Source organism: Dyella ginsengisoli LA-4, assembly GCF_000334915.1.
GTDB classification, from domain to species: Bacteria; Pseudomonadota; Gammaproteobacteria; order Xanthomonadales; family Rhodanobacteraceae; genus Dyella_A; species Dyella_A ginsengisoli_A.
The window spans coordinates 69,527-83,095 of the sequence record NZ_AMSF01000056.1 but is presented as its reverse complement, the minus strand read 5'-3'; the positions used below and the strand labels follow the sequence as shown (position 1 = coordinate 83,095).

The following is a 13,569-nucleotide window of genomic DNA, read 5'->3' as shown; positions in this document are numbered from 1 at the left end:
ATCGGTGGTGATCTTCGGCATGCGCGTCACCCTCAGCCCGCAGGACGCAGCACGACGTCGTCGGCATCGGTGAGCTGGTCGCGCCGGCCCAGCCAGGTGGTCAGCCCCATGCGGCCGGACTGGCCCAGGCGCGTGACCGGCACGTCCTCGCGCTGGAGCACGAGCTGTACATCCCAGGCCTTTTCCTCGCCGACGTAGGTCTTCACCGCGGCAACGAGCTGCTGCAGTGCCTCTTCGCCGGGCAGGAAATGGCGGAACTGCGCGGCATCGAGCGGCCCGATGCGCAGGCGGAAGCGCTGCTGCGCCTCCCATACCGCATCACCCAGCACCGCCGTGCGGCCGAGTCCGGCGACCTGCGGCGACGCCCCCAGCCGCAGGTGCGACTCGTCCGGCAGACGCATCCACTCGGCGACGTACTCCAGCACCCGCACCGGCACGCGGAAGAAGTCCTGCAGCAACTGGCGCAGGCCTTCCGGACTGCGCGCCTGGGTCAGCAGGCGACCGGCGAAGAAGCGCTTGAAGCGGTCGGGCATCGCGTCGCGATCGCCGGCATGCGGGGTCGCCACGCCGACCAGCGCGCCGACGTAGGCACCAAAGCGGTCCTGCTTCGGCCGGTCGTACTGCACGGTGGGTTGTGCGTCCGCCCAGGCGCGGTAGAACAGGCTCATCATCCGGTGGTGGAAGATGTCGGCGAACGCACTGAACGTGCGATCGCGCGCGTTGATCTGGCGATCGATGGCGTACTCGGTCAGGTGCAGCGGCAGCGGTGCGTTCGGGCCGAACAGGCCGAGAAACCGACCGTACAGGCGATGGGGCTGCTCGCCGGAAGCCGGCTCGAAGCGGTCGAGGGTGCGTGGCGAAAAGGCCAGCGAAGGCGTATGGCGCAGCCGCACCGGATCTTCCGACGGCTTGGTCGACTCGCCCAGCCGTGGCTTGTCCGGATGCGCGCACTCGATCCGCCGCACCGCGTCGAAGAAGTCGAAGCGCTCCGGCTCGGCCTGCAGCGCCGCGAGCGGCGCTACAGGATCTGGCGCTTGCCCAGCTGTGCCGGCCATCGGGCCACCTCGTTGCGTTCCAGGGTGCGCAGCACGGTCTCGGTGAAGGAATTCACCGAGACGTAGCGCGCGAAGAAGTGCTGCATCACCGACGCGAGCAGGTAGGCACCGGTGCCTTCGAACGCGCTGTCGTCACAGGTCAGCGTGATCTCCAGCCCGCGGCCGAAGCTGATCGGTCCGGGCACCGGGATGCGCCGCACGATCGGCGCCGAGCGCACCGACTTCACGCCCTCGATCTGCCGGCGGGCGCCGGAATCGAACTCGTCGCAATACAGCGTGAGCATCTCGCGCAAGGCGGTGGCGCCCTGATCGGCGCCCTCCCCCAGCAACGAGGTGTAATTGAGCTGCAGGTGGCTGAGCAGGCGCCATGCGGTCTCGCCGGTCGCCGTCGGTGCGCGCGGCTTGGTCGGCCCGGCCACGCAGCGGATCGCCTGCACCGGAGCCCCGGCTTCCATGGTGAAGTCGGTCGTGCCCTTGCCCACCGGCATGTGCAACGGCAGATCGCGGTTGGTGCACAGCAACTGCATGCCGATCTGGCGCAGCGAGGTCGAGTAAGGCGCGTCGCGCGCATCGACCAGCGAGACGAACAGCTCGTGCCCGACGTAACTCGAACGCGCACCGTGCAGCTGCTGGCGCGAGGAGAGCAGGCGCGGCTCGCGGCGCACCGTGTAGAAAGCGGCCGTGCCGCTGTGCCAGCTGCGCTCGTCGCAGCCGTAGAAGGGCTGGAAGCGCAACTCGGGTTCCTGCCGGTCACCGAAGCCGTCGACCTCGCTGATCGAGTGGATCTCGAAATCCATCGGCCGGGTGCGGTCGGCCAGTACGTGGTATTCGCTCTTGCCGGCCTGCAGATGGATGCGGTCGGCACGACGCGGAAACAGGTTGATCGCCGGCGTGCAGAACAGTCTGAAATTGCCGGCATCCACGGCGTTGTGGAGACGCGGCACGCTGCGGTCCAGCAGTACGTCGATCTCGAACTCGCTGCCCTGCGAGCGCGCCAGTACCTGGCGCAGTCCGGTGAACTCGGCGAACAGGAAACGCTCCGGGCAGGCGAAGTATTCCTGCAGCAGGCGATAGCCACTGAACGAGCGCGCCGTATAGGGAATCAGCGCCTCCTCGTCGGCGAACCCGCGCGGCTGGATCGCCTCGGCCGGATAGCTGGCGCTTACCGGTCCGGAGGCACCCGGGGCCCGCACCAGGTAGCCCACCGCATTGCCGAGCACCTGCTCGTACAGGCGCTTGGGCAGCTCGTCGGCGCCGGCAATGAAGATCGGCAGCCGGTCCAGCGCCAGCGCATGGGCCGGTACGCCGGCGGTGACGCGGAACTTGAGCCGCAGGCCGGCGCGGACCGGCTTGCCCTCGGGGATCGGGATGCCGGCCGCTGCGACCGCGGCCGGCGTCTCGAAGTACTTCGCCTCGGCCAACTCCAGCGGCCACAGCGTGACCTCATGCGCGGTACGGTATTCGCAGGCGGTACGGTCGTCGCGGCCGGTCTGGCTGCGCAGCGCGGTGTGTCTGGGCACGACGTGCCCGCCGGCCAGCGCGGACTCCTTCAGGTCCGGCTGCAGCTGCACCACCGCCATCGACGGCACCGGCGCGAGGTAGTGCGGGTAGACCATCTCCAGCAGATGCTGGGTGAACACCGGGTACTGCGCATCAAGCTTGAGCTGCACGCGCGCGGCGAGGAAGGCGAAGCCCTCCAGCAGTCGCTCGACGTAGGGGTCGGCGCACTCGAAACCTTCCAGGCCCAGGCGGCCGGCGATCTTCGGGTACTCGCGGGCGAACTCGCCGCCCATCTCCCGGACGTGCTGCAGCTCGCGGTTGTAGTAGCGGATCAGGCGGGGGTCCATGGCACGCTCAGCCGAAGCCCTCCGAGACGTGGAAGGTACCTGTCTCCAGGTCGACCTCGGTCTTCAGATAGAGCTTCAGCGGGATCGGCTGCGCCCACATGTCGGACTCGATGTTGAACACCAGCGACTGGCGATCCATGCGATCGGTGTCCATGTTGACGGTGACCTGCAGCGTGCTGGCGATCAGCCTCGGCTCGAACGCCACGATCGCCGCGCGGATCTGCCGCTGCAGCACGGCGGCGTCGACGCCGGAAAGCGCCGAGCCGGTGAGATCGGGAATACCGAAGTTGACCACCGAGCGGGTCACTTCGGGAAAGTCGGCGAGCTCCTCGTCGGCGCCGAGGTTCACGCAGTTGAGCAGCCAGGACATGTCGCGGGTGACGCACTCGCGCAGCCGGCTGGCGGAGATCACGCGCTTCTCGCGGCTCTCCTCGCGCTGGCCCGGCTCGTCGTCGGTGAGCCGATCGAGCAGCGATGGCTGCAGCCGTTCCTGGGTGGTCAGTTCGGCCACGGCGGTCTCCCGCTCAGTCGTGGTCGAAGGTGATCGAGCGGACGTCCAGCAGCGGGTAGTCGCCCTCGTCGGTGGCCAGCATGCGCTGGCCCGCACCAATCTGCAGGTCGTGCCCGAGGTCGATCCAGTCGGTGCGCCGACCCAGCGCCAGCGCCGGCTCGGACGCCGATTCGGCTCCCGGATAGCGGCATGGCACGAAACCGACTGCCTGGCCGCCGTTGGTCCAGGTGATCTGCACCGGCGACCACACCTTGTCGCGCAGGTCGCTCGGCTCGTCGAACGACAGCGACTGGATGCGCGAGAACGGAGCCCAGGCGTAGCCGCCCTGGGTGATCACCTCCAGACACGGACCGAAGCGCGGATCGGCGTCGGCGATCCATTCGAACGGCACGCCGTCGATGCTGCCGGCCGCTGTCGGCGCCTGTTCGAAGGCTTCGCCGCGCAGCGCCTGCGCCTCGGCGACCCGGCCTTCCGCGGTCAACTTCAACGCCTGCAGCAGCAGGGCGATCCAGGGTTCGGGCTCGCCGATCATCACTGGCGAGCGACGCCCGGCCATGACTTCGGCGCGCTGCATCTCGCCGGCCAGCGCCACGCGGTAGGCGCCCACCATCAGCGTGTTCGCCGGATCCAGCTCACCGGCCACTTTCAGCTGGTTCTGTGCCCGCTCCCACTGGCCGAGCACGGCCAGCAGCTGAAACATGAAAACGCGGTGCGGCGCATCGGAAGGATGCGACCGCACCTGGGTGGTGAGGGCCTGCAGCGCCTCGTCCAGCCGGCCGTCCCGGAGCAGGTTTTCCGCGGAATTTTCCACTTGAAGAATGCCTTGGTCAGCAGGAAGGACGCGTGCAGGCCCGGGCCGTCAGGCCGCGGCCACCGCCTGGATGTCGAAGGTGAAGTCCTTCGAACCGCCCTGTGCGGCACCCTTGTCGTCCTGCGGCTGGAACGAGTACTTGAACTTGCCGAAGTGCAGGGTGATGTTCTCGGTCAGACGGTCTTCGCCGCCGCTGCCGCCGGTGGAGTACGAGGTGACCAAGATGCCCTCGCTCAGCTCCATCGTGAGGAAGTCGGTCTGCTCGCCGGTGGCGTTGGTGACGTACAGCCAGGCCTGGTCGATGCGGCCGCCCGTGCACACCGCGTTGAGCAGCGCGCTGGAGCTGGTGTCGACGTACTTGGTGACGGAGATGTCCTGCACGTGGGCCTTGCCGCCGCTGGCACCGGAGCCACCGTGCAGGTCGCCGGTGTTGCTGGCACCCCACGACCACGCGAGGATCGGAATCTCGCCGGTGTGCTTCTTGTGCTTGGACGAGCCTTCGATCTTGACCTTGCCCGAGCCGAACTTGATGTGCATGTCAAATGCCATGGAACCTCTCCTCGATCACCTGTGATGGATGGATGACGCCGTTCGGGAACGCACCCGCACCGGTCGATCCGTGGTTGCTTGAAGGGAACGTCGCCGGCCCCCTGGCCGCCGTGGGCACTGCAGGAAGCGACCGTCCCCCGTCGCATCCGTGAACTGCTTCTGCCGCATGCCGGCGCGGCGGGGGACCGATCCCCCGCCGCGCCGCCGGATCAGGCCTTGGCCGCGGACGGCAGGCGCGACACCAGTCGCAGCGAGACGGTGAGTCCCTCGAGCTGGTAGTGCGGCTTGAGGTAGAACTTGGAGGTGTAGTAGCCGGGAGCTCCCTCGACCTCCTCCACCACCACCTCGGCGGCCGACAGCGGCTTGCGCGCCTTAGTCTCCTCGCTGGAGTTGGCCGGGTCGCCGTCGACGTAGTTCATGACCCAGTTGGTCAGCCAGCTCTGCATCTGGTCGCGGCTGGAGAACGAGCCGATCTTGTCGCGCACGATGCACTTCAGGTAATGCGCGAAGCGGCTGGCGGCGAACAGGTACGGCAGGCGGCAGCTGAGCGCGGCGTTGGCGGTGGCGTCCGGATCGTCGTACTCCTCCGGCTTGGCCAGCGACTGCGCGGCGATGAAGGCAGCCATGTCCGAGTTCTTGCGGTGGACCAGCGGCATCAGGCCCATCTTGTCCAGCTCGGCCGAGCGGCGATCGGTGATCGCGATCTCGGTCGGGCACTTCATGTCCACGCCGCCGTCGTCGGTCGGGAACGCATGCACCGGCAGACCTTCCACCGCGCCGCCGGACTCGATGCCCCGGATGCGCGAGCACCAGCCGTATTCCTTGAACGAGCGGTTGATGTTCACCGCCATCGCGTAGGCCGCGTTCTGCCAGGTGTACTTGGACGAGTCGGCACCGGCGGTGTCTTCCTCGAAGTCGAACTCTTCCACCGGATTGGTGGACGCGCCGTACGGCAGGCGCGCCAGCGTGCGCGGCATCGCCAGACCGAGGTACTTGGCATCCTCCGATTCGCGCAGCGAACGCCAGGAGGCGTAGTCCGGCGTGGAGAAGATCTTGGCCAGGTCGCGCGGGTTGGACAGCTCGTTCCAGCTCTCCATGCCCATCAGGCTGGAGTTGGCCGCAGCGATGAACGGCGCGTGTGCGGCCGAGGCCACCTGCGCGATGCCGGCCAGCATCTCCACGTCCGGCGGGCTGTGGTCGAAGTAGTAGTCGCCGACCAGGCAACCATAGGGCTCGCCACCGAGCTGGCCGTACTCTTCCTCGTACACCTTCTTGAAGATCGGGCTCTGGTCCCAGGCGGTGCCCTTGTAACGCTTGAGCGTCTTGCCCAGCTCCTTCTTGGAGATGTTCATGACGCGGATCTTCAGCAGCTGGTCGGTCTCGGTGTTGTTGACCAGGTAGTGCAGGCCGCGCCACGCGCTCTCCAGCTTCTGGAAATCCTCGTGGTGCATGACGTGGTTGAGCTGCTCGCTGATCTTGCGGTCGAGCTCGGCCACGTAGGCATTGATCGTCTGGGTCACATCGTCCGAGACGATGTCGGCCTTGCTCAGCACCTGCTCGGCGAGGGTGCGGACGGCGGACTCGACCTCTTCCTTGGCACGCTCGCTCTTGGGCTTGAACTCCTTGTTGAGCAGCGCGGCGAAATCGCCCGCTTCGGCAGTGGCGGCAGCGCCCTGTTCGGCCAGTTTCTCAGTTGCCATGTCTGCTTACTCCCCGTCCTTGCCTTCGTCGCCGGGCTTGGGCGCCGACGCCAGTGATTGCAGCAGCGCCGGATCGTTGATCGCCTGGGCGATCAGCTTCTCGGCACCGGCCTTGCCGTCCATGTAGGTGGCCAGGTTGGCCAGCTGGGTCCGCGCCTCGAGCAGCTTGGCGATCGGCGCGACCTTGCGGGCCACCGCGGCGGGCGAGAAGTCGTCCATGCTCTCGAAGGTGATGTCGACGTTCAGGTTGCCCTCGCCGGTGAGCGTATTGGGCACCGCGAAGGAGACGCGCGGCTTCATCGACTGCAGGCGCTGGTCGAAGTTGTCGACGTCGATCTCGAGCGCCTTGCGGTCCTCGACCGGCGCGAGTTCGGCGTTGTTGGCGCCGGACAGGTCGGACATCACGCCCATCACGAACGGCACCTGCACCTTCTTCTGCGCGCCGTAGACCTCGACGTCGTACTCGATCTGCACGCGCGGCGCGCGGTTTCTCGCGATGAATTTCTGACTGCTTTGCTTGGCCATGCGATGTCTCCTTCGAAGAGGGTCTACCGGTGATGTGGACGGACCCGGGCAGGCGCGCACGACACGACCGGAACGCCGCGGAAGCCCGCCGCATCTCCAGTACCTGACGCCATGCGATGCCCCCCTGGCTGCAGAAATGGAACCGACCGCCACCGGAGTCCCGCCGACCGCTGCGGAACGTGCCCTAGCGAGCGTGTTCGTCGGGGCGTTGCGAGCCCCTCCACCGGGTTAGTGCGCGGCGGAGCCGCGGTCTTGGTCACCCCACGCCAGCCAATATTCAGTCTTCGTTCATTTTCTGGGATGCAGCAGGCACGACGACGGAACCCCGCGCATCGCGCGCGAGGCGGAAGGTCGTCCGGGAGAAACCCTCAGCCTTCGAGTTCGCGTTGCAGCCAGGCGCGGGCCATGCGCCATTCGCGTTGCACGGTGGCGGGGGAAATGCCCATGGCCGCCCCGATCTGCTCGGCGGTCAGGCCCACGAAAAAACGCATCGACACGATGCTGGCCTGGCGCGGGTCGATCTGTTCCAGCGCCTCCATGCACTCCAGCAGCGCGGCGTAGTCGATCTGGTGCGCCAGCGCACCGGAAATCTCCGACAGTTCGATGCGGTCGACCGACTGCGGCCGCTTGGATGCCTGTCGCCGGCGGGCGGAATCGACCAGCACCTCGCGCATGGCGCGGGCAGCCACGCCCAGCAGGTGGCCGCGATTCTCCCACTCCGGAGCGCCGCCGCCGCCGAACACCTTCAGGTAGGCCTCGTTCACCAGCGCGGTGGCGCTGAGCGTGCGCTCGCTGCTGTTCTGCCGTAGCTGGGCGCCGGCCAGTCGGTGCAGGGCGCCGTACATCTGCCGCAACGCCTCATCCAGCGCATCCGCATCGCCGGCCTGTGCCGAATGCAGCAGACGGGTCACTTCGGCTTGCTTTTCCAGCGTATTCATCGGTCGATCAATCCGTTCATCGCAAGACAACACGGGGCTCCACCCCGCGCGGAAACCGGTCCGGAGAAGAGATCCGATGCCGGAAAACGCGGACAGCCCCCTGCCACGCGTCGCCGGGCGCGTCCGGCGACGGGGCGAGGATGCAGTCACATGCGGACGCTGTCCGCTGCGATCCTCCGGGCGAGCCGGCGCGCAAGGCCGCCATCACCGCGTGCAGCGGGATCGGCCCGGCCCTGCGGATAGCGCTACCGCCGCGATCGCTCACGGATCCCCCTCTCCAAGTCCAGCCGGCCGAGTATACGCCGCAGCCGACGAGCCTATCCTGCCCCGGATGACCTCCCGGTTGTGACGGGCATCGGCTCGCAAGGTGTCCCGCAGCGGCTATGCTGTGGAATACCCTTCCCGACCCGGCCGAACCCGGCCCCGCCCGGAGCCTGCATGCACCTGTCGCGCCTCGCCCTGATCGCCACCGCCCTGCTCGCCAGCGGCCCGTTGTTTGCCACCGACGTCACCATGGCCAATGGCACCGTCTCCTTCAGCACCCCGGACAACTGGATCGGGATCATGGAGACCCAGGGCGATCCCGAAGTGCGGGTGTTCCAGGTGCCCGATCCCTCGCCCACCGCGCGCAACACGCTCGCCCGCGTCTCGGTGACGGTCAAGCAGGTCGGCGACATGGGCGGCTTCCAGCAGTACGTGGGACAGGCCAGCGCCAAGGCACAGGGCCTGCCCGGCTACCAGGCAATCCGCAGTGTCAGCAACACCGGCGGCCCGGACAACTTCCTCTACACCGCCAGAGAGGCCGGCTCGACGATGGCCTACGTGGAGCACTACTGGTACCGCGATGGCCACGCCATCCAGTTGCGCTGCCTGCGTCCGGCCTCCACCCAGGCCGGTGTGGCCTGGCAGGCGGCGTTCGACAAGGGCTGCCAGGGGATCGCCGACCGGCTGGGGAAATAGGCGTCGACGCGGTAACCTTCGGGGCTGTTTTTGCCGGAACCGCGTCATGTCCCCAACCTACGAAGCCACGTCCGCCTGGGCGCAGGCGCAGGATGCCGCCGACCCGCTGGCCGGCTTCCGCGACGAATTCCTGATCCCGCCGCACGAGGGCCGCGAAGGCCACTATTTCTGCGGCAACTCGCTGGGCCTGCAGCCGCGCGCCGTGCGCCCGGCGCTCAGCGCCGAGCTCGACTACTGGGGCGAGCTGGCGGTCGAAGGCCACTTCAAGGGCCGCGCGCCCTGGCTGAACTACGAGGATTACCTGCGCGACAACCTCGCCGCGCTGGTCGGCGCCCTGCCCGTCGAGGTGGTGGCGATGAACACCCTGGGCGTGAACCTGCACCTGATGATGGTCAGCTTCTACCGCCCCACCGCCGAGCGCCCGGCGATCCTGATCGAGGCCGGTGCCTTCCCCACCGACCGCTACGCGGTGGAGTCGCAGATCCGCTACCACGGCTTCGATCCGGCCGACGCGCTGATCGAGCTGGAGGGCGACGGTCCTCACGGCACGCTGACCATGGAAGCCATCGAGCGCGCGTTGGCCGAGCACGGCCACCGCATCGCGCTGCTGCTGCTGCCTGGCATCCAGTACCGCACCGGCCAGGCGTTCGACTTCAAGGCGATCACCGCGCTGGCGCACGCGCGCGGCTGCAAGGTCGGCTTCGACCTGGCCCACGCGGTGGGCAACCTGCCGCTGGCGCTGCACGACAGCGGCATGGATTTCGCCGTGTGGTGCCACTACAAGTACGTCAACTCCGGCCCCGGCGCGGTCGGCGGCGTGTTCGTGCACGAGCGGCACGCGCAGGCCGAGCTGCCGCGCTTCCACGGCTGGTGGGGCAACCGCCGCGACAACCGCTTCCAGATGGCGCCGACCTTCGATCCCACCCCGGGCGCGGAAGGCTGGCAGCTGTCGAATCCGCCGATCCTGGCGATGGTGCCGCTGCGCATCTCGCTGGAGATCTTCCGTCGCGCCGGCATGGACCGGCTGCGCGCCAAGTCGCTCAAGCTCACCGGCTATCTGGAGTGGCTGGTGAACACGCAGCTGGCCGACCTGCTGGAGATCATCACGCCGGCCGACCCGGCGCAGCGCGGCGCGCAGCTGTCGATCCGCGTGCGCGGCGGGCGCGAGCGCGGCCGCGCACTGTTCGACTATCTGGTCGATCGCGGCATCATCGGCGACTGGCGCGAGCCCGACGTGATCCGCATCTCGCCGGCCCCCCTGTACAACCGCTTCGCCGACTGCCTCGCCTTCGCCGAAGCCGTGCGGGCGTGGAGCGACGCGGGCTGAATCGACGCGGGGACGTCCGGCCGTATGGACGTCCCGCCAGCAGGAACATCGCAGGAACGTGCAGGGATGCAGGCAGGGAGGCACACCGTGCCGGTGCCGGTTACCATCGGGAACCGGCACCCCGTCCCCACCACCTTCCGGAGCCACCGATGCGAAACACCTTGATCCACGGCCTGGCGGCGGCCCTGCTGCTGGCCGCGCCGCTGGCCTGGGGCCAGTCCGCCGCCGTGCAGGACAACATCCCCAAGCAGGCGCTCGACGCCACCGCCGCCCCGACCACCCTGGCCGACCTGTCGAAAGACCAGCCGGTCACCGCGAAGCACGCCATGGTCGTCTCGGCCCAGCACCTGGCGACCGAAGTCGGCGTGGACATCCTCAAGCGTGGCGGCAACGCCGTGGATGCCGCGGTGGCGGTGGGCTACGCGCTGGCCGTGGTGCATCCGTGCTGCGGCAACATCGGCGGCGGCGGCTTCATGCTGATCCACCTGGCGCACGGCAAGGACGTGTTCCTCGACTTCCGCGAAAAGGCGCCGCTGAAGGCGGGCCCGACCATCTTCCAGGACGACAAGGGCAACGTCGTGCCCGGCAAGAGCACCGGCACCTACCTCGGCGTGGGCGTGCCCGGCACCGTGATGGGCATGGACGAGGCGCTGCGCAAGTACGGCCACCTCTCGCGCCAGCAGGTGATCGCCCCGGCGATCAGGCTGGCGAAGCAGGGCTTCGTGCTGCAGCAGGGTGACGTGAACATCCTGGGCGAGCGCACCAAGGACTTCCAGAAGTACCCGAACGTCGGCGCGATCTTCCTGAAGGATGGCCAGCCCTACCGGGTCGGCGACCGCCTGGTGCAGCCGCAGCTGGCGAAGACCCTCGAGGAGATCAGCAAGGACGGCACCAAGGCGTTCTATCACGGCGACATCGCGCGCAGGGTGGTCGCCGCCAGCGAGGCCAACGGCGGCCTGCTGACCATGAAGGATTTCGCCGACTACACGGTGAAATGGGACACCCCGATCAAGTGCGGCTACCGCGGCTACACCGTGGTCTCCGATCCGCCGCCCAGCTCCGGCGGCGTCACCGTCTGCCAGATCCTCAAGCTGCTCGAGCCCTATCCGCTGAAGGACTGGGGCTACGGCTCGGCCCGTGCGCTGCACTTCACCATCGAGGCCGAGCGCCGCGCCTTCGCCGACCGCAACAACTACCTGGGCGATCCGGCGTTCGTGAAGAACCCGATCGACGTGCTGCTCTCGGACAAGCATATCGACCAGCTGCGCTCGACCATCGATCCGGACAAGGCCACGCCGTCGACGCAGATCAAGGGCAGCCTCGGCGCCACCGAGGGCATGGACACCACCAGCTACGCCGTGGTCGACAAGCACGGCAACGCCGTGTCGGTGACCTACACCATCAACTACCTGTTCGGCGTAGGCCAGATCGCCGGCGACACCGGCTTCTTCCTCAACAACGAGATGGACGACTTCACCTCCAAGCCCGGCGTGCCGAACACCTTCGGCCTGGTGCAGGGCAAGGCGAACCAGGTAGAGGGCGGCAAGCGCCCGCTGAGTTCGATGTCGCCGAGCATCGTGCTGAAGGACGGCAAGCTGTTCATGGTCACCGGCAGCCCCGGCGGCTCGACCATCATCACCACGGTGATGCAGAGCATCACCAACGTGATCGACTACGGCATGAACATGCAGCAGGCGGTGAACGCCCCGCGCATGCACCACCAGTGGTATCCCGATGCGGTGATCTACGAGCCGGGCCTGTTCACCGATGCGGTGAAGAAGGAACTGGAAGGCATGGGCTACAAGTTCAAGCAGGTGCAGTCCTGGGGCGCCGACGAGGCGATCCTGCGCAGCCCGAAGACCGGTCTGCTGGAAGGCGCCAACGATCGCCGCCGTCCGTCGGGACTGGCGGCCGGCTACTGATCCGCCGCCGTCACCGGAAACAAGAAGGGCGCCCGTCGGGCGCCCTTCTTTTCTGTAGGAGCGCGCTTGCGCGCGATGCTCGTCGTCACGCACCAGAGGAAAGCATCGCGCGCCAGCGCGCTCCTGCCTGGATGCGATCGGCGGGTGTCTGGATGCGATCAGCGGGTGCGGCTCTCCGGATGCCGCACCTGCCCCTCACCATGCACCACGAAGCGCTCGATGGTGAGCGACTCGGCGCCCATCGGCCCGTAGGCGTGCAGTCGGGTGGTGGAGATGCCGATCTCCGCGCCCAGCCCCAGCTCGCCGCCGTCGGAGAAGCGCGAGGAGGCATTGACCATCACCACCGCCGAACGCAGCGCGTGGACGAACTTCGCGGCCGTCGCCTCGTTGCGCGTGGCGATCACCTCGGTGTGGTCCGAGCCGTAGCGGCGGATGTGGGCGATCGCGTCATCGAGACTGTCGACCACGCGAACCGCCAGGATCAGGTCGAGGAACTCGGCGGCGTAGTCGTCCTCGGTGGCCACCTTCATCTCGCCGGCCACGGCGCGGCTCGCCTCGTCGCCTCGCAGTTCCACACCCTTCGCGCGCAGTGCCTCGGCCGCCCGCGGCAGGAACTCGCCGGCGATGTCCTTGTGCACCAGCAGGGTTTCCAGCGCGTTGCACACGCCGGTGCGGGTGGTCTTGCCGTCGAGCAGCAGCTCGAGCGCCAGGCCGGGGTCCGCCTCGCGGTCCACGTACAGGTGGCACACGCCCTTGTAGTGCTTGATCACCGGTACGCGCGCGTGTTCGGTGACGAAGCGGATCAGCCCCTCGCCGCCGCGCGGGATCGCCAGGTCGACGATGTCGCTCAGCTGCAGCAGCTCGAGCATCGCCTCGCGACGCAGGTCGTCCATGATGGTCAGCGCGTCGCGCGGCACCCCGTGCCTGTCCATCGCCTCGTGCAGGGCGGCGGCGATGGCAAGGTTGGAGTGCAGCGCCTCGGAGCCGCCGCGCAGGATCACCGCGTTGCCGGCCTTCATGCACAGCGCGGCGGCATCGGCGGTCACGTTGGGGCGGGCCTCGTAGATCATCGCCACCACGCCGAGCGGGATGCGCACGCGTTCGATCGCCAGGCCGTTCGGCCGGGTCTCGCGCCGGGTGACCTGCCCCACCACGTCGGGCAGGTCCGCCACCTCGCGCACCGCGTTGGCGATGGCGGCGACGCGGCCGGGGTCCAGCTTGAGGCGATCGAGCATGGCGCCCTGCACGCCCTTGTCGGCGGCACCGGCCATGTCCTTCGCGTTGGCGTCGAGGATGGCCGCGGCATGCGCATCGACCGCGGCGGCCATGTCGCGCAGCAGCGCGCGGCGGGCCTCGGCGTCCAGCATGGCGATCGCCGGAGCGGCGTCGCGGCAGGCCAGGGCTCGGGTTCGGATGTTGCTCAT

12 protein-coding genes are annotated in these 13,569 nt (G+C 68.3%); 3 read left to right on the top strand and 9 right to left on the bottom strand.

Annotated elements, in window-relative coordinates; translation table 11 throughout:
• Nucleotides 1-32: 32 nt before the first annotated feature.
• From tssG to C693_RS0113570, 8 genes are all read right to left on the bottom strand, one after another.
• On the bottom strand, nucleotides 33-1,055 hold the full coding sequence (gene tssG, locus C693_RS0113605; RefSeq protein ID WP_017462839.1) for a type VI secretion system baseplate subunit TssG: 1,023 nt from the start codon (nucleotides 1,053-1,055) through the stop codon (nucleotides 33-35).
• Nucleotides 1,019-2,902 (bottom strand): type VI secretion system baseplate subunit TssF, encoded by a 1,884-nt coding sequence (tssF, locus tag C693_RS0113600; protein WP_017462838.1) that lies wholly within the window; start codon nucleotides 2,900-2,902, stop codon nucleotides 1,019-1,021. The genes tssG and tssF overlap by 37 nt, the downstream gene beginning before the upstream one ends.
• Nucleotides 2,903-2,909: 7 nt before the next feature.
• Nucleotides 2,910-3,413, bottom strand: coding sequence for a type VI secretion system baseplate subunit TssE (gene tssE / locus C693_RS0113595; protein WP_017462837.1), 504 nt, complete (start codon nucleotides 3,411-3,413; stop codon nucleotides 2,910-2,912).
• A gap of 13 nt (nucleotides 3,414-3,426) precedes the next feature.
• Nucleotides 3,427-4,224, bottom strand: a complete 798-nt coding sequence (locus C693_RS0113590; RefSeq protein ID WP_017462836.1) for a type VI secretion system accessory protein TagJ — start codon at nucleotides 4,222-4,224, stop codon at nucleotides 3,427-3,429.
• Between the two features lie 48 nt (nucleotides 4,225-4,272).
• Nucleotides 4,273-4,773, bottom strand: coding sequence for an Hcp family type VI secretion system effector (locus C693_RS0113585; RefSeq protein WP_017462835.1), 501 nt, complete (start codon nucleotides 4,771-4,773; stop codon nucleotides 4,273-4,275).
• Between the two features lie 209 nt (nucleotides 4,774-4,982).
• Entirely contained in the window at nucleotides 4,983-6,473 is a 1,491-nt protein-coding gene (tssC, locus tag C693_RS0113580) for a type VI secretion system contractile sheath large subunit (RefSeq protein ID WP_017462834.1), read from the bottom strand.
• 6 nt (nucleotides 6,474-6,479) lie between these two features.
• Nucleotides 6,480-6,998, bottom strand: coding sequence for a type VI secretion system contractile sheath small subunit (gene tssB / locus C693_RS0113575; protein WP_017462833.1), 519 nt, complete (start codon nucleotides 6,996-6,998; stop codon nucleotides 6,480-6,482).
• A gap of 368 nt (nucleotides 6,999-7,366) precedes the next feature.
• The gene (locus C693_RS0113570) at nucleotides 7,367-7,936 is read right to left on the bottom strand and encodes an ECF-type sigma factor (RefSeq protein ID WP_017462832.1); all 570 of its coding nucleotides are present in this window, start codon (nucleotides 7,934-7,936) and stop codon (nucleotides 7,367-7,369) included.
• Nucleotides 7,937-8,374: 438 nt separating this feature from the next.
• Between C693_RS0113570 and C693_RS0113565 the strand changes: the two genes are divergently transcribed.
• The 3 genes from C693_RS0113565 to ggt all read left to right on the top strand — a co-directional run bounded on the left by C693_RS0113565 (nucleotide 8,375) and on the right by ggt (nucleotide 12,145).
• Nucleotides 8,375-8,896: a hypothetical protein gene (locus C693_RS0113565; RefSeq protein ID WP_017462831.1), complete on the top strand. Its 522-nt coding sequence runs from the start codon at nucleotides 8,375-8,377 to the stop codon at nucleotides 8,894-8,896.
• A 46-nt stretch (nucleotides 8,897-8,942) separates the two neighbouring features.
• Nucleotides 8,943-10,223 carry a kynureninase gene (gene kynU, locus C693_RS0113560; RefSeq protein WP_017462830.1) on the top strand — a complete coding sequence of 427 codons (1,281 nt, stop codon included), beginning with the start codon at nucleotides 8,943-8,945 and terminating at the stop codon, nucleotides 10,221-10,223.
• Nucleotides 10,224-10,372: 149 nt separating this feature from the next.
• Nucleotides 10,373-12,145 carry a gamma-glutamyltransferase gene (ggt, locus tag C693_RS0113555; RefSeq protein WP_017462829.1) on the top strand — a complete coding sequence of 591 codons (1,773 nt, stop codon included), beginning with the start codon at nucleotides 10,373-10,375 and terminating at the stop codon, nucleotides 12,143-12,145.
• A 158-nt stretch (nucleotides 12,146-12,303) separates the two neighbouring features.
• Here ggt and C693_RS0113550 read toward each other — a convergent pair whose 3' ends face one another.
• On the bottom strand, nucleotides 12,304-13,569 hold the full coding sequence (locus tag C693_RS0113550) for a glutamate-5-semialdehyde dehydrogenase (protein WP_017462828.1): 1,266 nt from the start codon (nucleotides 13,567-13,569) through the stop codon (nucleotides 12,304-12,306).